This window comes from Modestobacter sp. VKM Ac-2984 (assembly GCF_026967985.1).
Taxonomy (GTDB): domain Bacteria; phylum Actinomycetota; class Actinomycetes; order Mycobacteriales; family Geodermatophilaceae; genus Modestobacter.
The window spans coordinates 45,185-64,576 of the sequence record NZ_JAPVBJ010000002.1 but is presented as its reverse complement, the minus strand read 5'-3'; the positions used below and the strand labels follow the sequence as shown (position 1 = coordinate 64,576).

The window sequence follows — 19,392 nt, the reverse complement described above, 5'->3', positions numbered from 1 at the left end:
GGTATGAACCGGCGCCGCATTCGGGCTGAACGCGCCCAACGCGGTGGCGTTCACCGTGCGTCATCCCCTAACTTCCGAGACCGGTGGTGTCCAGGCGATCGCCCCGCGCCCGTCACGAGCGGAGTTGACAGGGATGACCGGCGACCCGTACGCAGGCACGGCCCCGGAGGTGCTGTCCGGGAGCGACGGCGTCCCCTTCCGGGTGCTGATCTGCGACGACCACGAGGTGCTGCGGCAGGGGCTGCGCGCGGTGCTGCTCCGGGCGACGGACCTGCGCGTGGTCGCCGACGCGGGTTCGGCGGCCGAGGCGCTCCTCCTCGCCGCCCGGCTCCGGCCCGACGTCACCGTGCTCGGCCTGGGCGCCTGGGGGCCGGTCGTGGCGGAGCTCGTGCGCTCGTTGAGCGAGCTGGGGGTGCGGGTGATCCTGCTGGGTGAGCCCGGGGCAGGCGGCGAGCTGGTCGACGCGCTCCAGGCCGGTGCGTGCGGCTACGTGCACACCACGGTCAGCCCGCAGCGCCTGGTCGACGGGGTGCGGGCGGTGGCCCAGGGCGAGGTGGTGCTCGACGCGGCCGCCACCGGTGAGCTGCTGCACCGGCTCGACGACGCCCCGCGGCACGCCGACGGCTCGCGGGCGTCGTCCACCGGGGCGCTGACCGCCCGGCAGCTGGCCGTGTCCCGGCTGGTCGCCGAGGGCCTGACGAACGCGGAGATCGCCGAGCGGCTCGAGGTCAGCCGGGCGACCGTCAAGGGGCACATCACGGTGGCGCTGCGCCGGCTGGGGCTGCGGGACCGCACCCAGCTGGCGATCCACTTCCACCGCACCGCCGGCGACCTGCAGGCCTGAGCGCAGGCTGTGAGTTCCGTGGACGAGAACCGACACCCACACTCGATTGTCCGTTACCGTTCTGTCACCGCAGCTCCCGCCGAACCGTCGGGGAGGTCAGGGGCGCTCGTCGCGGCAGCAACAGGGGGAGTCCGCATGAGCCTTGCCGACCCAGTGATCGATCCGCGGCGCGCCGGCGCCCGCCTTCTTCCGGCCGATCCGCCGCGTGCCCGGGACCTGCTGCACGACGTGGTGGTCGGGCCGGCTCCTGCCCCGCCCCGGTCCGACCTCCGGCCGTGTGCGCAGCGTCCGCCCCGGCCCCTGGTGCGGGTGCTGCTCTGCGAGGACCAGGAGGTCTTCCGCCTCGGGCTCCGCACGGTCTTCGAGGCGCAGCCCGACATCGCGGTCGTCGCCGAGACCGCTGACCTGGCGGAGGTGCTGGCTGCCGCCGACGGCCCGGGGAGCCGGGTCGTCGTCGTCCGGCAGAGCCTGGTCGGCAGCGCCGCGCTGCCGGTGCTCCGCGAGCTGTGCCAGCGCGGGATCGGTGTGCTCGTGCTCGCCGAGGCGAACGGCGGCAGCCGTACCAGCCTGATGGACGTCCTGCAGTGCGGGGTCCGCGGCTTCCTGCCGCGCCGCGCAGCCGCGCAGCGGCTGGTCGAGGCGGTGCGCGCGCTCGCCCGCCAGGAGCCCGCCCTCGACGCCGCCGTGACCAGTCAGCTCGTGCGCCACCTGACCGGGGAGGTGCCGCGGCCCACCGCGGTGACCCGGGCCCTCGACCGGCTGACCGAGCGTCAGCGTGAGGTGGCCGAGCTCGTCGCGCAGGGGCTGAGCAACGAGGAGATCGCCGGGCGGTTGTTCCTCAGCTCGGCAACGGTGAAGAGCCACCTGACGGCGGTGATGCGCCGGCTCGACGTCCGGACCCGGACGCAGCTGGCCATCCTGGTCAACCGGGACCACGCCCCGGCCGCCTGAACACGGGACCGGCCCTCCGCACCTCCGCGCACCCGGGGTGCGGAGGGCCGGTCCGCGCTCAGACGACGTCGCGTCGGGTCAGCAGCAGCGCGGTGAGTGCCGTGAAGAGCACGAGGAACCCGGCCAGCACCCCGGCGGCCTGGGCTCCGTCGACGATCGCCGCCACCCCGGGTGTGCGGAGGGTCGCACCGGGTCCGGCGAGCGCAGCGACCAGCGAACCGGCGTTGACCCCGGGCAACGCGGCCTGGGCGGTGTCGAACGCCCCGAGCAGCGGTGCGGCGACGTTCACGATCAGGTTCTCCACGGCCAGCACCCAGACCAGCCCGAGGGCGATCGGGAGGGCAGTGCTGCGCAGGGCGTGCCCGAGCAGCAGGCCCAGGGCCCCCCAGGTGGCCGCGATCAGCAGTCCGCCGCCGAGCCCCCGGAGGAGCCGGCCGACCGTCGGCCAGTCGGCGGCCGCGGACTCGCCGGCGGCGATCGCCCCGCTGGCCAGCGCGGTCAGCGCGAAGCTCACCACCACGGTCGCGGCCAGCACGACGAGCAGCGCCAGGAGCTGGGCCGCCAGCACCTGGAGCCGGCGGGGGCCCTGGCCGAGCAGGGTCTTCAGGGTGCCCCAGCCGTACTCGCTGCCGGCCAGCAGGGCGCCGAGGGTCAGCAGGAGCGCCCCGCCGAACAGCGGCAGCCCGGACAGCGAGTTCAGCACCAGCTGGTCCGGCAGCATGCTCGCCAGCACCGCCTCCGGCGGCAGGCCCTCGAACGAGGCGCCGCGCTGGTAGCTGACGTAGGGGATGACCGTGCTGAACACCAGCTGCAGCGCGGGCCACAGCCCGAGCAGCACCCAGGTCGCCGGTCGCCGCAGCAGCTTGGTCAGCTCGGCGGTGATCATGGCCCCGAGCGACCCCGCCGTCCGGTGGGCCGGCTCCGCGGGCCGCCCGGGCCCGGCCGTCGCGCTCGCGGGCCGCTCCGTCTCCGGCGTCCCGCTGCCGGGACCGCCGGTCTCCGTCGTCGTGCTCACCGTGCTGCTCCTCTCCGGGGCAGCCGCCCGGTCCGCTGCGCCGGAGGACCGTCCGGATCGGGGCCGGCGGCGGCGAGCTCCGAACCGGTCATCTGCAGGAACACCGCCTCGAGGGTCTGCGCCTCCTGGCGGAGCCCGGACACCTCGACGTCGGCCAGCACCAGCGCCCGGTTGATCCGGGCGGCGTCCTCCGGCCCGGCCTGGGCGTGCACGGCCCCGCCGACGACGGAGACCCGTTCCGGACCGAGCAGCCGGGTGGTGATCGCGGCGGCCTCGCCCAGCGGCTCGGCCTCGATCACCAGCCGGTGGAGCCCGAGCAGCTCACCGACGCTGCTCTCGACGACCAGCCGGCCGGAGGAGATCACCGCCACCCGGTCGCACACCTGCTCGACCTCCCCGAGGAGGTGGCTGGACAGCAGCACGGTGTGGCCGTCGGCGGAGAGCCGGCGGAGCAGGGCTCGCATGTCGGAGATGCCCGCGGGGTCCAGCCCGTTGGTCGGTTCGTCCAGGACGACGAGCTCCGGGTCCTTGAGCAGCGCGGAGGCGACGCCCAGCCGCTGCTTCATGCCCAGGGAGTAGGTGCTGTAGCGGTCGCGGGCACGGTCGGTCAGGTCGACCGTCTCCAGCACCGTGTCGACCCGGCCCGCGGGCGCGCCGGCGTACCGGGCCAGCACCCGGAGGTTCTCCCGGCCGGAGAGGTACGGGTAGAAACCGGGGCCCTCGATCAGCGCGCCGACGCCGGACGACGCCGCCCCGGCCGGCCGGCCCAGCACCGACGCCGTCCCGCTGGTCGGGCGCACCAGGCCGAGGAGGGCGCGCAGGGTGGTCGTCTTGCCCGCCCCGTTGGGGCCGAGGAAGCCGTACACCTCCCCCCGGCGCACGGTGAGGGAGAGGTCGTCGACGACGGTGCGCGACCCGTAGCGCTTCGTCAGGCCGGCGATCACCACCACCTCGTCGTCGGGGCGGGGCTCGACGAGGGGCCGCGCACCGACGGCCTGCGCTGGGGGCATGGCGGGACTGTGCTCCCAGCGCCCGCCCGCTGTCGACGGCGACCCGGGGACGATCCGCAAATCCCTCGGCGGGCGGCAGACCTTAGGTGCGCGAGACAACCAGGACCTACGACCCGGGACGCGTCCGGGACGCGACCCAGGTCGGGGGTCGACTCCTCCGCCGGTCGGGGTGTGCCACCTCGGGTGGGGGGAGTTGTCGACCCGCGGCGTCTGGGCGCGGTGCGGCGCGTCATCGAGGGTTGTCCTCGCCTCGGGACCGATGCGGGACCGGGACGTCGGAGTGGGCGCCGCACCGGCGCGGCTCACCAGCGCGGTTCCTTCCAGGAGGGCGAGAATGAGAAGCACGAGCACAGCGAAGGCCGACCGGACCAGCTGGCAGACCCGCGGCCGGACGATCGTCCTGGCTGCAGCACTGACCATCGGGGCCCTGCCGGCGGGCACCGCCGCCGCGGGCGGCCCCAGCACCCTGGTGGTGCGCCCGGGGGAGTCGATCCAGGCGGCGGTCGACCGGGCGTCCTCCGGCGACACCATCAAGATCGCACCCGGCACCTACCAGGAGGCCGTCTGCGTCGAGGGCAAGGGCCTGAAGATCATCGGGTCCGGCCCGAACACCACGGTGATCACCTGGCCGGAGTGGGGGCAGGGGGCGCCGCTGCCCGAGGTCGCGCCCAACGCCTGCTGGGAGGCCCACGAGCGCACGGACGCCGAGGGCGACCCCGGCACGCTCGCCGACGACGTCTCCGGGATCTTCTTCCTCAACCCGGACAGCCCGGTCACCGTCGCGAAGCTCGGCACCCGCAACCACCCGGCCAGCGGGATCGTCGGCTGGCAGGCAGCCGGCTTCACCGTCAAGGCCACCTCCGGCATCGGCCACGAGCGGTACGGCGTGCTCGCCGCGGCGAGCACCGACATCACGATCGCCGGCAACGTCGAGAAGGGCGTCGACCGCGGAGCGCCCTGGTTCTCCGGCACCGCCGGGATCGGGATCGGCGACTCCGACGGTGCGAACGCCCGGGTCACCGCGAACTACGTCGAGGGGTTCAACCTCGGCATCTTCGTCCGCGAGTCGCGCGGCGGCTCGCTCGTCGCCAACAAGGTGACCGGCAACTGCGTCGGCGTGCTCTTCTTCGACGACGCGGTCACCGAGGTCCCGGACAACACCCGGCAGGTCCAGGGCGGTGACTTCACGATCAAGGGGAACGCCTCGATCGCCAACAACCGCTACTGCATCGCCGGGCGCGGCGGCGAGCAGCTGGTCTCCGGGGTCGGGATGTCGATCACCAACGCGGACTCGGTGCGGGTCGTCGGCAACCTGATCAAGGGGAACCGGCCGGTCATCCCGCCCGGCCAGGCGGACGTCAACTACCCGGCCGGTGGGCTGACGCTGGTGAGCTTCGCCCCGCCGCCGGGCACCCTGCCGCCGGGCGTCGCCGGCCCGGGGCTGGTGGAGAACATCGAGGTCATCGGGAACCGGATCGTGGACAACCAGCCGGTGGACGTCTGGGTGACCCGGCCGATCCCCGGCACGCTGCTGCAGGAGGCCGGTCCGGGCATCACCTTCCGGGCCAACAAGTGCGGGGTGAGCGACCCGGCGGGCATCTGCGCCGGCTGACGAGCGCACCGTGCGAGGCCCCCTCCCGGACGGGAGGGGGCCTCGTGCCCGCGCTGACGGGCCGGAACCGTGCTGAGCTGGACCGATCGACCCCGAGGAGGCTCCCGTGCCCGACCGACCGCGGATGACGCTGACCGCGACCGTGCTCGACACCCCGGACCCGCGCGGGCTCGCGCGCTTCTACGCCACGCTGCTCGGCTGGCCGATCGGTACCGACGACCCCGAGTGGGCCACGCTGCGCCCGGGCGGGCCCGGCCTGTCGTTCCAGCGGGAGGCCGACCACGTGCCCCCGGTCTGGCCGGCCGGCCCCGGTGACCCGCGGATGCAGGCGCACCTGGACATCGCCGTCGACGACCTGGACGCCGCGGTGCAGTTCGCCCGGTCGCTGGGTGCGACCGTCGCCGAGTCCCAACCCCAGCCGGACGTGCGGGTGCTGCTCGACCCGGCCGGCCACCCGTTCTGCCTCTACCTCCCGGAGTGACCCGGCCGGGCCGTGCGGTCAGCCCCTCCCGGCGCCCACACTGCCGGCGGTCTGGACGGCCAGCCGGTCCCGCAGGAAGGCCACGACCTGCTCGCGCGCCTCATGGGTCGGGTGGCCGGGGTTCTCGACGTCCTTGCTGGTCAGCACCTGGTGCTCGCGCTGGCCGATGCCCGCGTCGTTGCCCGGCCGGTTGTTCAGCGACACCGGCAGCCAGCCGTCGCCGAACGCCGCGCGCAGGGCCCGGAAGCGGTCACTGGGGGAGGCGGCGTCCTCGCTGAACCGCAGGCCCATCAGGCACAGGCCCTCGCTGCTGACCCGCCGCTGGACAGCCTCGCGCTCCCGGTCGGACATGCCCAGGTCCCGCCGGCGGCCCGGGGTGAACGGGAGCGGCGTCGACGGCTGGCTGGCGACCGGCGCGAGCACGGCCGGCTCGGCGGCGGAGGCCAGCGCGAACCCCCCGCTGAAGCACATGCCGATCACCCCGACCCCCGGCCCGCCCACCCGGTCGTGCACCCGGCGGGCCACGGCGCGGACGTACTCGGCCACCGGCCGGTCGGCCCGCCTGGCGAAGGCGCGGAACTCCCGGCTGATGCAGGCCCCGGCGAAGCTGCGTGCCGCGTACCCGGGGCTCATCGGCCGGCCCGGGTCACCGAAGAGCTCCACGACGGTGACGGTGAAGCCGGCGCCGACCAGGTGGTCGGCCAGGCCCAGCACCTCCGGCGTCAGGCCCGGTACCTCGGGCAGCAGCACCACGCCCGGCCCGGAGCCGCGCGTGTACAGGGTGTGGGTGATGCCGGCGTTGGTGAAGGGCTCGGGGGCCCAGCCGGCCAGGACGGCGGATGACGACTCTGTCATCGGGTGATCGTGGAGCACGGAGGCCGATCGGTCGAGTCCTCCCGCCGTGTCCGCTCGATCGGGCTCACCCGTCCGTGACGATCCGGCGTCGGTTCCCCGGCTCGACGTGTGGCGTCGACCGGGTCGGGTGAAGCTTGGTGCATGGGCGAGCCACAACTGGTCGAACAACCGCGCGACGACGACACGGCGCGGCGCGCACCGGCTGCGCAGGCGGCGCTGTCCGGGCTGCTGGCGGCTGCGGCCGGGATCGGGGTGGTCGAGCTGGCCGCCGGCGCCATCGACGCGGTGCCGTCGCTGGTGATCTCGGTGGGGGACGCCGTCATCGACAGCGTGCCCGGCTGGCTGGAGCGCGCGGCGATCGCCGCGCTGGGCACCAACGACAAGCCGGTGCTCCTCGCCTCGATCGGGCTGGTCGCCGCGCTGCTGGGTGCCGGCACCGGCCTGCTGGCACGACGTTCGTTCGTGGCGGGCGCGATCGCGTTCGTGCTGATCACCGCCCTCGGCGTCGCCGCGGGCCTCGCCGCGCCGGACGCCTCGCCCGTCCTGACCGTGCTCGCCGGGGTGCTGGGTGCGGCGGTCGGGGTCGCGTTGCTGCACGTCCTGCTGGCCGCGGCGAGCGCGTACGGGCCCCCGTCGGAGGGGTCCGGGACGACGGGCCGCCGCAACTTCCTCCTGCTGGCCGGCGGCGCAGCCGCGGTGGCGGTGATCGGCGGTGTCGGCAGCCGGCTGCTCATGGGGCGTGAACGGTTGACCGAGCTGCGGGCGGCGATCCGGCTGCCCGTGCCGGTCCGGCCGGCCGGGCCGGTCCCCCCGGGCGCCGACCTGGAGATACCCGGGCTCACGCCGCTGTTCATCCCCAACGAGGAGTTCTACCGGATCGACACCGCACTGCGGGTGCCCACCATCGACCCGGCCGAGTGGCAGCTGGAGATCCGGGGGATGGTCGACAACCCGTTCACCATCACCTACGCCGAGCTGCTGGAGATGCCGCAGATCGAGGCCGACATCACCCTGTCCTGCGTCTCCAACGAGGTCGGCGGCGACCTGGTCGGCAACGCACGCTGGCAGGGGGTCCCGCTGTTCCGGCTGCTCGAGCGCGCCGGGCTCCAGGAGGGGGCGACCCAGCTGATCGGCCGGTCGGTCGACGGGTTCACCGCTGGGTTCCCCACCCTCACCGCCCTGGACGTCACCGAGGCGATGGTGGCGGTCGGGATGAACGGCGAGCCGCTGCCCGCCGAGCACGGCTTCCCGGCGCGGCTGGTGGTCCCCGGCCTGTACGGCTACGTCTCCGCGACCAAGTGGCTCTCCGCGATCGAGCTCACCGACTGGGACGTCGACGGCTACTGGATCCCCCGCGGCTGGGCCAAGGAGGGGCCGATCAAGACGTCGACCCGGATCGACGTGCCCGGCCCCGGGCGGACCATCACCGCCGGGGAGCGCCCGATCGCCGGGGTCGCCTGGGCACCCACCCGCGGGATCGAGGCCGTGGAGGTGCGCGTCGACGACGGCCCCTGGCAGCGCGCGACGCTGGCCGAGCGCCTCGACGTCGACTGCTGGCGGCAGTGGTACCTGCCCTGGCAGGCGACCCCGGGCGTCCACGTGATCGCCGCCCGGGCCACCGACGGGCTCGGCGAGGTGCAGACCGACGAGCGCACCCCGGTGGCCCCGGACGGCGCCTCCGGGTACCCGGTGATCGAGGTCGTCGTCGAGGCCTGACCGGTTCGGTTCGGCCCCGCGGGCTCAGGGCGGCCCAGCAGGATCCGGGCGGCCCAGCAGGATCCGGGCGACCCAGCGGGATCAGGCGGCGCGGCGGGATCAGGCCGTGGTGGGCGCCTGCACCCGGTCGAGCAGGGCGCTGAGTGCCGCGTTCACGGTGTCCGCGTGGGTGGTGTTCACCATGTGACCGGCGCCGTCCACCAGGACCAGCTGGGCCTGATCGCCGATGTGCTCGGCCATCCGCGGCGCGGAGTGGGTGGGGATCGTGCGGTCCTCCGTGCCGGCCAGGACCAGGACCGGCACGGAGCGCAGCACGGCGATCGCCGCCCTCTCGTCGTACGTCGCCAGGCTCCGCAGGTAGGCCGACAGCACCCCCATCGGGGTCTCCTGCCACATCCGGGAGGACTGACGCACCGCCCACTCGGGGGGATCGCCGGCGAAGAGCTGCCTGCGGAGGGCGCGTCGGCCGAGGCGGGACCGGAACGGACGGACCGAACCCACCAGCGGAGCTGTCAGCCACGCCAGCCAGGCACCGCCGGTGGACAGCCCGGTGCGCGCTCGCGCGGTCACCGGGGTGCTGGACCGCTCCGCGCCGGTGAGCGGGGCGGCGCGGGTGCTCAGCAGGGCCGCACCGGTGATCCGGGTACCGAACAGCTCGGGCCGCTGATCGGCCAGCGCGAGCACGGCCATGCCGCCCATCGAGTGGCCGACGACCACGACCGGCCCGCCGCCGCCCAGCTGGTCGACGACCTGCCCCAGATCGTGACCCAGCTCCTCGACGGTCGCCCCGCGCCCGCCCGCCCAGCCGCTGGAACCGTGCCCGCGCTGGTCGTAGCGGACGACGCGGGCGCGGCTGCGCAGCGCGGTCCACTGGGGGTCGAACATCTCCGCGGAGACGCCGATGCCGTGGACTAGCACCACCGTCGGTGCGTCGACCTCGTCGGCGATCTCCACGTGCAGTCGCACCCCGTCGTCGGTGCGGACGGACGGGGACGACCCGGACGTCCGGCGGGCCAGCCGGCGGGCGTCCGCCTGGCGTGCGGCGACTCCGGCGACAAGGCCGGCCGTGGCCAGCGCGGCGGCGGCCACCCCGTGGTCTCGTGCGCTCATCCGGCGACCTGCGCTGGGTCCAGGGCGTTCACGGCGGTCTGCACGAGGGTCCTCCTCCATGGGTGCGGTGCGCCGGTCGCCGGGGGCGGCCAGCAGACGACGGCGTCCCCGGCCCGCGTGTGCAGCGGGCCGGGGACGCCGTCGTGGGTCCAGCGTGGGATCACTCCCCGGGGGTGATCTCCGAGGCCTGGACGTAGTAGTCGCCGGTCTCCAGGTCCTCCGCGGGCGTGTAGAGCTGCAGGCTGGAGAGGAACTCCTCGTCGATCTCCTCGAGGGTCCCGCTGAAGCTCACGGTGTCACCCTCCTGCACCTCGAACGGGGACTCCTCGTCGCCGGTGCCACCGAAGGGCTCCAGCCGGACCATGATCGTCTGGCCGGCCTCCGGGCCGACGAAGAACGCCTCGTCGGCGACGACCGCCTGGACCTCGACGCTGTTGGCCTCGACGGGCTCCCCGACGCTGGCGCTCAGGTCGACGTCCGGGGCCAGCGCGTCGAGGTCGCCGATGAGCACGGCGCCGAGCCCGATGTCGGGCGTCGCCGCCGGCGTCTCGGTCTCGGTCCCGGTCACCTCCGTCTCGGTCACGGTGGTCGTCTCCTCGACGACGGCGCCCGTGTCGGCGCCGACGTCCAGGTCGTCGTCGTCACCGGTGAACTCGGCGATGAGCCACCAGAGGGCGAGGGCGGCGATCAGGGCGGCCAGCAGGAGCCACGGCCAGATCGGCCGCTTCTTCGCTGCGGCCACGGTGGCGCCGCTGGTGCGTGGGTCGGTCATCGGTACGTGTCCTCCAGGTCGGTGACGGATGTGCTCTCACTGGGTTGCCCGGAGCCGGCAGCGCGGCGCATCAGCCGGTGGAACGTGACCGGATCGCAACCCGGCCGGTCACTCGTTGCTCGGGTCCTCGGCGGGGTCGGGGAAGCTGAACCCCTCGAACGGGTCGCTGTCGTCCGCGGACACCGGCACCTCGACGGTGACCTCGCCGGCCTCCTCGAACACGAAGGTGACCGGGATCGACTGGGACGAGCGCAGTTCGGTCTCCAGGCCGACCAGGACGATCGAGGGGGAGCCCTCGGCGCCGATGTAGGTGTTGTCGTTGGGCGGGACCACGATCTCGATGGCGTCCAGGAGCTCGCCGCTCCCGCCGAGGCTGACGGCCTCCTCGAACTCCGGGCCGGTGACGTCCACCAGGGTGACCGGCTCGGTGCCGGTGTTCGTCACCGCGGCGTAGAGCGGCGCCTCTTCGCCGACCTCGTAGAGGCCGTCGACCGGGTAGGCGATCTCGACGCCGACGAGCTCGACGTCCTCGTTGACGGGGACCACGGGGGAGTCCGGTCCGCCGACGATGTCGGCACCGTCGTTGTCGATGACCTCGCCCTCGTCGTCCTGCAGGCTCGGGGAGTCCTCCGTGTCGCCACAGCCGGTGACGAGGAGCAGCGGTGCGGCGACGGCGAGCGCGACGCCCGGCCACCGCCGGTGGCGGGGGAGGTGGGAGGTCATGAGCGAGTCCGTTCTCTCGGCGGGCAGGGATCGAACGGCCCGTACCCGACGGTCCGCGCGGTAGGCATGCGCCGCAGGTCACGGTGTCGCAACGATGACCGGTGTTCTGGGCGAAGCTGGGTAGCGGCACTCTCATGAGCCGGCCCGTCACCACCCCGACCCAGTCACCGCCCGACCAGGAACCGCCCCAGGCAGTCGGTCGGTTCAGCGGCCGCGCGGTCCTGGGTCTGGTGGCCCTCCTGGTCGGCGCCGTGCCCTTCCTGGCGCTGTGGCTGCTGGTCCAGGAGAGCTGGTCACCGCTGGCCTCCCTCGACGGTGAGGTGGCCGCCGACCTGAACGAGGCGGTCAGCGGCTCGTCGGTGACGGTGAGCGTCCTGCGCGGCGTGACCGACCTCGGGGGCACCGGTGCCTCGGTGCTGGTGACGGTGCTGGCGACGCTGTTCCTGCTCATCCGCCGGCACCGGCGGCTGGCCGCGTTCGTCGCGGTCACCGGGATGGGCCTGCCCGTCCTCATCCTGCTCACCAAGTACGTGGCCGACCGGGCCCGCCCCGTGGTGCTGGACCCCGTGGTCGACACCCCGAGCAACGCGAGCTTCCCCAGCGGCCACGCGATGACGGCCGTGGTGACCTGGGGGGTCCTGCTGCTGGTGCTGCTGCCGGTGGTGAACCGCCGGGTCCGGCCCTGGCTCATCGCCGGGTTCGCGCTGCTGGTGTTCGCGATCGGGTTCACCCGGCTGGCCCTCGGCGTGCACTTCGTCTCCGACGTGCTGGCCGGCTGGGCGTTGGGGGCGGCCTGGCTGGCGATCATGACGGCGGTCTTCCGCGGCTGGCAGCACGACCGGCACGAGTACAGCGACGAGTCGCTGGACCCGCTGGAGGTCGACCCCGCGGAGGCGCCCCGTCCGGCCCCCACCCACCAGCCGGTGCTCCCCGCCGGGAAGACGACGGTCCTGCAGCTGGCCGGCGCGGCCGCGGCCCTGTTCGCCGTGCTCACCGGCCTGGGCCTGCTGGTCACCCGGGTGCTGGCCGACACCGCCCTGGGCCGGTTCGACCGCAGCGCCGCCGAGTGGTTCGTCGAGCAGCGCACCGAGACCCTCACCACGGTGGCCGAGGCGGTGGGCAGGCTGTCGGGCACCCCGATGGTCATCGCCGTGGGGCTCAGCCTGGCCATCCTGTCCCTGGCCTGGGTCGGCAGTTGGCGCCCCGTGGTCTTCGTCCTCGTCACGATCATCGGAGAGGTGGCGCTCTACTACGTCATCGGTCTGGTGGTCGGCCGGGTGCGGCCCGACGTCGTCGACCTGACCCAGGGGCTGCCGGCCGGCGCCGCCTGGCCCTCCGGTCACGCGGCGGCGGCAGTCGCGATCTACGGCGCCCTGGCCGCGCTGGTGATCGGCTACGGGGTCAGCCGCTGGCGGTGGGCGGTGCTGGCCGTGCCGGTCCTCCTCGCGCCGGCCATCGGCATCTCCCGGGTGTACGTGGCGGCGCACTTCCCGACCGACGTGGTCGCCGGGCTGCTGCTGGGTTCGCTGTGGGTCCTGGCCTGCGCCTGGGCCTTCCAGCTCGGGTCCGGTCGGGGTCTCCGGCACCCCGCCACGCGCGCGGGCGTGGCGACCACCACGGCGGCCCGGGCATGAGGCGCTGGTTCGTCCGGGTCGGCCTGGCCCTGCTGGCGGCTCTCGTCCTGCTCATCGGCTACGGCGTGCTGATCGAGCCGCGGTTGGTCCTCGACGACGAGCGGCACGCGGTGGAGCTCCCCCGGCTGCCCACGGGGTCGGACGGGCTGGAGGTCGCCGTCCTGGCCGACATGCAGATCGGCATGTGGTGGGCCAACACCGGGATGGTCGAGCGGGCGGTCGAGCGGGCGGTGGAGGCCGAACCCGACCTGGTCCTGCTCGGCGGGGACTTCGTCTACCACGCCGGCCCGGACGTCGAGCCCGAGGTGGAGGCGGCGATGGACCTGCTGAGCCCGCTGCTGGACTCCGGGATCCCCACCTACGCCGTGCTGGGCAACCACGACTACGCCAGCAACGCCGCGGAGGAGCTGACCGTCGCGCTGGAGGCCGCCGGGGTCCCGGTGCTGCTCAACGAGTCGGTGCCGGTGCCCGGCACCGGCACCGACCCGCTGCACGTCGTCGGGATCGGCCCGGTGCGCCCCGGCCTGGTCGACGTCGACCAGGCGCTGAGCGGGCTGCCGGAGGACGCGCCGCGGGTGGTCCTGATGCACAACCCGACGGCCTTCCCCGAGATGCCGCCCGGCAGCGCGCCGCTGACCGTGGCCGGGCACACCCACTGCGGGCAGATCGCGTTGCCCGGCCTGCCGCGCTGGAGCTGGCTCGGGTTGACCGAGGAGGAGAAGGTGGTCGCCGACGGGTGGTCACCGGCGGAGTACGGCGCCGAGGGCAACGCGCTGTACGTCACCTGCGGGCTGGGGTTCAGCGCGCTGCCGATGCGGGTCAACGCCCCGCCGCAGGTCGTCTTCTTCGAGCTGACCCCGCCGGACTGAGCACCTCCGGCCGATGACTTCCGGTCAGGACTTCCTGCTGGGCCGACGCACCTACGAGATCTTCGCCGCGCACTGGCCGAAGATGCCGACCGAGGGCGACCGGATCGCCTGGTCGCTGAACGCGCTGCCCAAGCACGTCGCCTCGCGCACGCTGGAGTCGGTCGACTGGGACGGCGCCCGGCTGATCGAGGGGGACGTCGCCGGCGCCGTCCGCGCGCTGAAGGCCGAGGACGGCGGCGAGCTGCAGGTGCACGGCAGTCTCGAGCTGGTGCAGACGCTGCTGGCCGAGGACCTGGTCGACGAGCTGCGGCTGATCGTCTTCCCGGTCGTCCTCGGCGCCGGGCGCAGGCTGTTCGCCGAGGGTGCCGTGCCCCGCACGTGGCGGTTGACCGCATCGACGGCGTCCAGCACCGGGGCGCTGCTCGCCAGCTACACGGGTGCGGGGGAGGTCGAGACCGGGTCCTTCGCCCTCGACCACGTCTGAGCTCGCCGGTCAGTCGGTGAGCTGGTGGAGGATCCGTTCGAGTTCGGCGCGGTCGGCGGCCGACAGCCGGGCGAACAGCTCCTGTGCGTCTGCGGCCCGGGCGTCGTCCACCTCGCGCTGCACCCGGCGGCCGGCCTCGGTCGGCGTCAGCCGTACCGCCCGCCGGTCCGCGGGGTCGGCGGCGCGCTCCACCAGGCCGCGATCCTGCAGCCCGTCGGCCACCTCGGTCGCCGAGCGCGGGGCGATCCGCAGCGCCTCGGCCAGCTCGGAGAGCCGGACGCCGTCGCGCGAGCAGACCACCCGGAGCGCCCGGGCCTGGTGCGGGGAGAGGTCCCACGGGGCGAGCGTGGCGATGAACCGGCGGCGCAACGTGCGGGCGACCCGCATGAGCAGGTCGCCGAGCGTCGCCGTGCCGCCGTTCCCCATGGCGGGAACAGTAGCGGCAACCCTGAGGTTGCCACACGGTGAGGTAGCCTCAGGAAGTCAGAGAGGGGTGCTCGCCATCGACGACACCATGAACCCCGGCCGGGGCGGCGGACGCTCCGGTGGGCGGCCCGACCCGGCCGACCGCGCACAGCTGGAGCGCGCCCCCGTGAGCTGGAGCCGCGTCGCCGGGCTCTTCCGGCCGTACCGCGGGCAGCTCGCGGTCGTGGTCGCGCTCATCGTGGCCAGTTCCGCCATCGCGCTGGCCACACCGTTCCTGATCCGGTTGGTCATCGACGAGGCGATCCCGGAGCAGGACGTGCCGCTGCTGGGCTGGGCGGTCGCCGGCATGGTCGCCGTCGCCGCGGTGACCGCCGTCCTCGGCGTGCTGCAGACCTGGCTGTCCACCACCGTCGGCCAGCACGTCATGCACGGGCTCCGGACGGCGGTCTTCACCCACCTGCAGCGGCAGTCGCTCGGCTTCTTCACCCGCACCAAGGGCGGCGAGGTGCAGTCCCGGCTCACCAACGACATCGGGGGGATGCAGTCGGTGGTCACCACCACCGCCACCTCCTTCGCCGCCAACGCCACCACCGTGATCGGCACCGTGGTGGCCATGGCGGTGCTGAGCTGGCGGCTGTCGCTGCTCTCCCTCGTCGTGCTGCCGCCGGCCGTCTGGCTGACCCGGCGGGTGGCCCGGATGCGCCGGGAGATCACCGCCCAGCGCCAGCGTTCCCTGGCCGACCTGCACTCCCAGGTGGAGGAGGGTCTCAGCGTCAGCGGCGTGCTCCTGGGCAAGACCCTCGGCGCCGGCCCGGCCCAGTCCCAGCGGTTCGCCGGCACCTCCGACGTCCTGGTCGGGCTCGAGGTGCGCTCCCAGCTCGCCGGCCGCTGGCGGATGGCCACGATGAGCATCGTGTTCGCCGGCATCCCGGCGCTGATCTACCTGATCGCCGGGCTGCCGGCGACGTCGGGCGGGATGACCATCGGCACGCTCGTCGCCTTCACCGCGCTGCAGGGCGCGCTGTTCCGCCCGCTGATGGGCCTGCTGGACATCGGCGTCTCGCTGACCGCCTCGATGGCGCTGTTCAGCCGGGTCTTCGAGTACCTGGACCTGCCGGTCGACATCGACGACCCGGCCCACCCGGTCCCGCTCGACCCGCGCACGGTCCGCGGCGAGGTGCGGTTCTCCTCCGTCGGGTTCCGCTACCCCGACGGCGCCCGCGACGCGCTGCACGACGTCGACCTGACCGTGCCCGCCGGGGCGACCCTGGCGCTGGTGGGGGAGACCGGGTCGGGCAAGAGCACGCTCGCCTCGCTGGTCGCCCGGCTCAACGACCCCACCACCGGGCGGGTCACGATCGACGGCGTCGACGTCCGGGACGTGACCCTGGCCGACCTGGCCCACGTGGTCGGCGTCGTGGCGCAGGAGACCTACCTGCTGCACGGCACGATCGCCGACAACCTGCGGCACGCCAACCCCGACGCCACCGAGGCCGAGATGGTTGACGCCGCCCGCCGGGCACAGGTGCACGAGGTCATCGCCGCACTTCCGGCCGGCTACGAGACCGTCGTCGGCGCCCGCGGCCACCGGTTCTCCGGCGGGGAGAAGCAGCGGCTGGCGATCGCCCGCACACTGCTGCGCGACCCCCGGGTGCTGGTGCTCGACGAGGCGACCAGCGCGCTGGACAACACCACCGAGCGCGCCGTCCAGGTGGCCCTGGACGAGGCCAGCCGGGGCCGGACGACGATCACCATCGCGCACCGGCTCTCCACCGTCCGTGACGCCGACCTCATCGCGGTGCTCGCGCACGGCCGCGTGGTCGAACAGGGCACCCACGAGGAGCTGCTGGCGCTGGGCGGCCGCTACGCCGAGCTCGCCGGCGCCGCCGAGCGGGAGGCGGTCCTGGTCGCCTGAACCCGCAGGCCATCGGGTAGGGGGCGGCGATGACCGAGACGCACTTCGAGCCCTACGTCCACCTCGTCGACGTCGGCCCCGACCGGGCCCTGATCGCCTGGGGTGGCTTCTGGTTCCGGCGCCCCGACACCGGCTCGCGCTGGCAGCTGGTCGACGACGAGCAGCTGGACGCGGTGGACGAGGGCCGGACCGGCAGCATCGGGGCCGGCTCCCGGTCCTACGGCGAGGCGGTCGTGGAGGTGCTCGGCGAGGACGGCGGGACCGTGGGCCGGGCGGTCACCGGGGAGCGGAACCACGCGTGGGTCGGTGGGCTGCGCCCTGACACCCGCTACCGCTACCGGATCACCGTCGACGGCCGGCCCTGGGCCGACGGTGAGCGGTGGGACTGGGGGCCGGTGGCCCGCGGCGGGCTGGACCTGCGGCCGGCCGGGCGGGCCTACGACCTGACCCTCCGCACGCACCCGGCACCGGACGTCCGAGCCCCGCTGTCCTTCGCCGTCCTGGGTGACTACGGCGTCGGGGTCGTGGTGGACTCCGAGGAGGGCCGCCGGCAACGGCGGGTCGCCGCGGTGCTCGACCGGCTGGCCGACGACCCCGGTGTCCGGCTGGTGCTCTCGACCGGCGACAACGTCTACCAGGGCGAGAGCACCCGGGTGACCACCGGCACCGGTGCGGCAGACGCCGACTGGTTCTCCAGCTTCTACCAGCCCTACCGGTACCTGCTGGCCCGGGTGCCGGTGTACCCGACGGTCGGCAACCACGACACCAGCGACAGCGAGTCCAGCGACGACCGCCAGCAGGTCCGCGACAACTTCCACACCGACCTGCGGTTCACCCCCGAGTCGGCCGGTGAGCGGGCGTCGATCGACCCGGGCATGTTCTACCGGTTCCGGTACGGCGCCGACGTGGAGTTCGTGTGCATCGACACCTCGCTGGCCGAGCCGCTGCCCACCGAGCACTTCTTCCAGAACCCGCGACACCAGGCCTGGCTGGACCGGGCGCTGCCCGCCGACGACCCCGGCGGGCCGACCTGGCGGCTCCCGTTCTCCCACCACCCCGCCTACTGCGCGGGGCCGCACCACCCGAACACGGAGTCGATGGTGCGCGAGCTGGTCCCCCGGTTCCGCCGGGCCGGTGTCCGGGCCGCCTTCGCCGGGCACGAGCACAACTTCCAGCTGTCCCGCGTCGACGGCATCGACTACTTCCTCTCCGGTGCCGGCGGGCAGCTGCGCGACGACCCGCCCACGGCCTTCGCCGAGGCCGGCACCGTGGCCTGGGCAGCGCAGTCCCACGTCCTGCTCGCCGAGATCGACGGCGACCGGCTGGTCGTGACGCCGTTCAGCGGCATCGCCGAGGACGGACGGCTGCAACCGATGACGGCGCTGTCGCCGGGCGACGAGGTCGTGGAGGTGCCGTTCGTGGTGTCGGCCGGCTGACGCTCACCGGCCGGCTCGCGGGGCGCCTCGGTCATCGCCAGGACGCTCCCCCGCGACGCCCGGCCCGCTGCGCCCCGACGAACTCGTGGCGGCCGACTTGATCGTGCCCCATCCGTGCCGATACCGGGGCATGACGACGACGTCGACCGGCGCCCCCGCGCGTGTCCCGCTCCTGCCGCGCGGTGTCCGGCTGGACGAGGCCAGCTTCGCGGCCCGCCACCGGGTGATCTCGCTGGTGCTCACCGCGCACGTCCCCGTGCTGGCCGGACTCGGGCTGGTCCGGGACGTCGGCGGGTGGCTGCTGTGGGGGCAGCTGGCCGTGCTGACCGTGCTGCTGCTGCTGGGACAGGTGCTGGGCGGCCAGATCGCCCGGTCCAGCGTGGTCTCCGTCGGCCTGATGGTCGGCGCCGACGTCCTCGTGCACGTCGGCGGCGGCCTCACCGACCTGCACATCTGGTTCTACGTCGTCCTCGCCCTGGTCGCCCTGTACCAGGCATGGGTGCCGTTCCTGCTCGCCGTCGTCTTCGTCGCCGTGCACCACGCGGTGATGAGCCTGGCCATGCCCATGTCGGTCTTCTCCACCGCGGAGGCCCAGGCGGACCCGGTGCTGTTCGCCCTGCTGCACGCGGTGTTCCTGCTGGCCGAGGCGACGTTCCTGGCCTACGGCTGGAAGTTCGCCGAACAGGCCGAGCGGGCCCGGCAGGCCCAGCAGCAGCTGGCCGAGGAGCAGCTGGCCGCCCAGGTGGCGACCCAGGAGGAGCTGGCCGGGGAGCGGGCCCGGGTGGCGGAGGAGGCGGCGGACCGGCTCCGGGAGCGCGCCGACCGCGCGGCCGCCCAGCAGGAGCAGCTGGCGGGGCTGCTCGGCGCCGGGCAACGGCTCGACGCCAACGTCGGGGTGGCCACCGAGGTCATGGTCGGGCTGCGGGAGGCGATCGGCGAGATCGCCGCGGCGGCGTGCCAGGCGACGTCGACGGCCAACCAGGCCAGTCTCCAGTCCCGGGACAGCGCCGCCACGGTCGAACGGCTGGCCGGCACCATGGCCGAGATCGACCAGATCGCCGGCAGCATCTCCAGCATCGCCGACCAGACGAACCTGCTGGCCCTCAACGCCACGATCGAGTCGGCGCGTGCCGGGGAGTCGGGCAAGGGCTTCGCGGTCGTGGCCGGGGAGGTCAAGGACCTCGCCACGGAGACCGCCCAGGCCACCGAGCGGATCCGGCGGGTGGTCGACGCCGTCCGCGGCGACGTCGCCGCGGCCGGTGCTGCGCTGAACGGGGTGCAGGAGGTCATCCGGGGCGTCGTCGACGCCCAGACGACGATCGCGGCGGCGGTCGAGGAGCAGAACGCCTCGTCGGCGCAGGCGCAGGAGGCGATCAGCGGGGCCTCCCGGGAGGCCGCCCGGATGGCCGCGGACCTGCGAGACCTCGTCTCGGGGATGTGACCCCCGGCCCCGGCCTCCCAGGCGGTCGGCGCCACGTGCCGGTCGGCGAGTCGTCTCGGACGTCTTGACACTCCTTCGGCGCGCTGGCTAGCGTGACG

Annotated in this window: 18 protein-coding genes; 11 read left to right on the top strand and 7 right to left on the bottom strand. The window is 74.3% G+C overall.

Translation table 11 applies throughout. The annotated features are described in order from the left end of the window. The first annotated feature begins 133 nt into the window (after positions 1–133). Together O2W16_RS04140 and O2W16_RS04135 are read left to right on the top strand one after the other, a co-directional pair. Positions 134–844, top strand: a complete 711-nt coding sequence (locus O2W16_RS04140; RefSeq protein ID WP_269157540.1) for a LuxR C-terminal-related transcriptional regulator — start codon at positions 134–136, stop codon at positions 842–844. A 135-nt stretch (positions 845–979) separates the two neighbouring features. Then, the gene (locus O2W16_RS04135; protein ID WP_269157539.1) at positions 980–1,795 is read left to right on the top strand and encodes a response regulator transcription factor; all 816 of its coding nucleotides are present in this window, start codon (positions 980–982) and stop codon (positions 1,793–1,795) included. 58 nt (positions 1,796–1,853) lie between these two features. On the opposite strand, the gene O2W16_RS04130 is transcribed toward O2W16_RS04135, so the two are convergent. Continuing rightward, a complete protein-coding gene (locus O2W16_RS04130; protein WP_269157538.1) occupies positions 1,854–2,810 on the bottom strand; it encodes an ABC transporter permease subunit in 957 nt (318 codons plus the stop codon). Beyond that, positions 2,807–3,820: an ABC transporter ATP-binding protein gene (locus O2W16_RS04125; RefSeq protein ID WP_269157537.1), complete on the bottom strand. Its 1,014-nt coding sequence runs from the start codon at positions 3,818–3,820 to the stop codon at positions 2,807–2,809. Before O2W16_RS04125 ends, O2W16_RS04130 begins: the two co-directional genes overlap by 4 nt. Before the next feature lie 334 nt (positions 3,821–4,154). Between O2W16_RS04125 and O2W16_RS04120 the strand changes: the two genes are divergently transcribed. Together O2W16_RS04120 and O2W16_RS04115 are read left to right on the top strand one after the other, a co-directional pair. Continuing rightward, positions 4,155–5,432, top strand: a complete 1,278-nt coding sequence (locus O2W16_RS04120; protein WP_269157536.1) for a right-handed parallel beta-helix repeat-containing protein — start codon at positions 4,155–4,157, stop codon at positions 5,430–5,432. A gap of 106 nt (positions 5,433–5,538) precedes the next feature. Further along, complete coding sequence (locus tag O2W16_RS04115; RefSeq protein WP_269157535.1) at positions 5,539–5,913, top strand: VOC family protein; 375 nt, start codon at positions 5,539–5,541, stop codon at positions 5,911–5,913. 18 nt (positions 5,914–5,931) lie between these two features. Here the strand turns inward: O2W16_RS04115 and O2W16_RS04110 are convergent, their stop codons facing one another. Continuing rightward, positions 5,932–6,768 (bottom strand): dienelactone hydrolase family protein, encoded by an 837-nt coding sequence (locus O2W16_RS04110; protein ID WP_269157534.1) that lies wholly within the window; start codon positions 6,766–6,768, stop codon positions 5,932–5,934. Positions 6,769–6,909: 141 nt separating this feature from the next. Here O2W16_RS04110 and O2W16_RS04105 point away from each other — a divergent pair, with 141 nt between their 5' ends. Beyond that, positions 6,910–8,484 carry a molybdopterin-dependent oxidoreductase gene (locus O2W16_RS04105; protein WP_269157533.1) on the top strand — a complete coding sequence of 525 codons (1,575 nt, stop codon included), beginning with the start codon at positions 6,910–6,912 and terminating at the stop codon, positions 8,482–8,484. A 99-nt stretch (positions 8,485–8,583) separates the two neighbouring features. Here the strand turns inward: O2W16_RS04105 and O2W16_RS04100 are convergent, their stop codons facing one another. The 3 genes from O2W16_RS04100 to O2W16_RS04090 form a co-directional block, all read right to left on the bottom strand. Next, complete coding sequence (locus O2W16_RS04100) at positions 8,584–9,594, bottom strand: alpha/beta fold hydrolase (RefSeq protein ID WP_269157532.1); 1,011 nt, start codon at positions 9,592–9,594, stop codon at positions 8,584–8,586. 160 nt (positions 9,595–9,754) lie between these two features. Then, on the bottom strand, positions 9,755–10,366 hold the full coding sequence (locus tag O2W16_RS04095) for a hypothetical protein (RefSeq protein WP_269157531.1): 612 nt from the start codon (positions 10,364–10,366) through the stop codon (positions 9,755–9,757). A gap of 108 nt (positions 10,367–10,474) precedes the next feature. After that, positions 10,475–11,089: a copper chaperone PCu(A)C gene (locus O2W16_RS04090; protein WP_269157530.1), complete on the bottom strand. Its 615-nt coding sequence runs from the start codon at positions 11,087–11,089 to the stop codon at positions 10,475–10,477. A gap of 134 nt (positions 11,090–11,223) precedes the next feature. Here O2W16_RS04090 and O2W16_RS04085 point away from each other — a divergent pair, with 134 nt between their 5' ends. From O2W16_RS04085 to O2W16_RS04075, 3 genes are read left to right on the top strand one after another with little or no spacing between them, the layout of a single operon-like run. Continuing rightward, positions 11,224–12,723 carry a phosphatase PAP2 family protein gene (locus tag O2W16_RS04085; protein WP_269157529.1) on the top strand — a complete coding sequence of 500 codons (1,500 nt, stop codon included), beginning with the start codon at positions 11,224–11,226 and terminating at the stop codon, positions 12,721–12,723. Next, on the top strand, positions 12,720–13,592 hold the full coding sequence (locus tag O2W16_RS04080) for a metallophosphoesterase (protein WP_269157528.1): 873 nt from the start codon (positions 12,720–12,722) through the stop codon (positions 13,590–13,592). The genes O2W16_RS04085 and O2W16_RS04080 overlap by 4 nt, the downstream gene beginning before the upstream one ends. 13 nt (positions 13,593–13,605) lie before the next feature. Then, positions 13,606–14,076 carry a dihydrofolate reductase family protein gene (locus O2W16_RS04075; RefSeq protein ID WP_269157527.1) on the top strand — a complete coding sequence of 157 codons (471 nt, stop codon included), beginning with the start codon at positions 13,606–13,608 and terminating at the stop codon, positions 14,074–14,076. A 9-nt stretch (positions 14,077–14,085) separates the two neighbouring features. Here O2W16_RS04075 and O2W16_RS04070 read toward each other — a convergent pair whose 3' ends face one another. Further along, on the bottom strand, positions 14,086–14,502 hold the full coding sequence (locus tag O2W16_RS04070) for a MarR family winged helix-turn-helix transcriptional regulator (protein ID WP_269157526.1): 417 nt from the start codon (positions 14,500–14,502) through the stop codon (positions 14,086–14,088). A gap of 166 nt (positions 14,503–14,668) precedes the next feature. On the opposite strand from O2W16_RS04070, the gene O2W16_RS04065 reads away from it, so the two are divergent. From O2W16_RS04065 to O2W16_RS04055, 3 genes are all read left to right on the top strand, one after another. Beyond that, complete coding sequence (locus O2W16_RS04065; RefSeq protein WP_269157525.1) at positions 14,669–16,417, top strand: ABC transporter ATP-binding protein; 1,749 nt, start codon at positions 14,669–14,671, stop codon at positions 16,415–16,417. 29 nt (positions 16,418–16,446) lie between these two features. Further along, positions 16,447–17,853: a metallophosphoesterase gene (locus O2W16_RS04060; RefSeq protein ID WP_269157524.1), complete on the top strand. Its 1,407-nt coding sequence runs from the start codon at positions 16,447–16,449 to the stop codon at positions 17,851–17,853. A gap of 130 nt (positions 17,854–17,983) precedes the next feature. Then, positions 17,984–19,294, top strand: coding sequence for a methyl-accepting chemotaxis protein (locus tag O2W16_RS04055; protein WP_269157523.1), 1,311 nt, complete (start codon positions 17,984–17,986; stop codon positions 19,292–19,294). The last annotated feature ends 98 nt before the right edge of the window (positions 19,295–19,392 follow it).

Excerpts from the sequence above, each read along its gene's own strand:
- O2W16_RS04140 (WP_269157540.1), top strand. The coding sequence starts at position 134 with ATGACCGGCGACCCGTACGCAGGCACGGCCCCGGAGGTGCTGTCCGGG.
- O2W16_RS04135 (WP_269157539.1), top strand. The coding sequence starts at position 980 with ATGAGCCTTGCCGACCCAGTGATCGATCCGCGGCGCGCCGGCGCCCGC.
- O2W16_RS04125 (WP_269157537.1), bottom strand. The coding sequence starts at position 3,820 with ATGCCCCCAGCGCAGGCCGTCGGTGCGCGGCCCCTCGTCGAGCCCCGC.
- O2W16_RS04120 (WP_269157536.1), top strand. The coding sequence starts at position 4,155 with ATGAGAAGCACGAGCACAGCGAAGGCCGACCGGACCAGCTGGCAGACC.
- O2W16_RS04110 (WP_269157534.1), bottom strand. The coding sequence starts at position 6,768 with ATGACAGAGTCGTCATCCGCCGTCCTGGCCGGCTGGGCCCCCGAGCCC.
- O2W16_RS04105 (WP_269157533.1), top strand. The coding sequence starts at position 6,910 with ATGGGCGAGCCACAACTGGTCGAACAACCGCGCGACGACGACACGGCG.
- O2W16_RS04100 (WP_269157532.1), bottom strand. The coding sequence starts at position 9,594 with ATGAGCGCACGAGACCACGGGGTGGCCGCCGCCGCGCTGGCCACGGCC.
- O2W16_RS04095 (WP_269157531.1), bottom strand. The coding sequence starts at position 10,366 with ATGACCGACCCACGCACCAGCGGCGCCACCGTGGCCGCAGCGAAGAAG.
- O2W16_RS04090 (WP_269157530.1), bottom strand. The coding sequence starts at position 11,089 with ATGACCTCCCACCTCCCCCGCCACCGGCGGTGGCCGGGCGTCGCGCTC.
- O2W16_RS04085 (WP_269157529.1), top strand. The coding sequence starts at position 11,224 with ATGAGCCGGCCCGTCACCACCCCGACCCAGTCACCGCCCGACCAGGAA.
- O2W16_RS04080 (WP_269157528.1), top strand. The coding sequence starts at position 12,720 with ATGAGGCGCTGGTTCGTCCGGGTCGGCCTGGCCCTGCTGGCGGCTCTC.
- O2W16_RS04075 (WP_269157527.1), top strand. The coding sequence starts at position 13,606 with ATGACTTCCGGTCAGGACTTCCTGCTGGGCCGACGCACCTACGAGATC.
- O2W16_RS04070 (WP_269157526.1), bottom strand. The coding sequence starts at position 14,502 with ATGGGGAACGGCGGCACGGCGACGCTCGGCGACCTGCTCATGCGGGTC.
- O2W16_RS04060 (WP_269157524.1), top strand. The coding sequence starts at position 16,447 with ATGACCGAGACGCACTTCGAGCCCTACGTCCACCTCGTCGACGTCGGC.
- O2W16_RS04055 (WP_269157523.1), top strand. The coding sequence starts at position 17,984 with ATGACGACGACGTCGACCGGCGCCCCCGCGCGTGTCCCGCTCCTGCCG.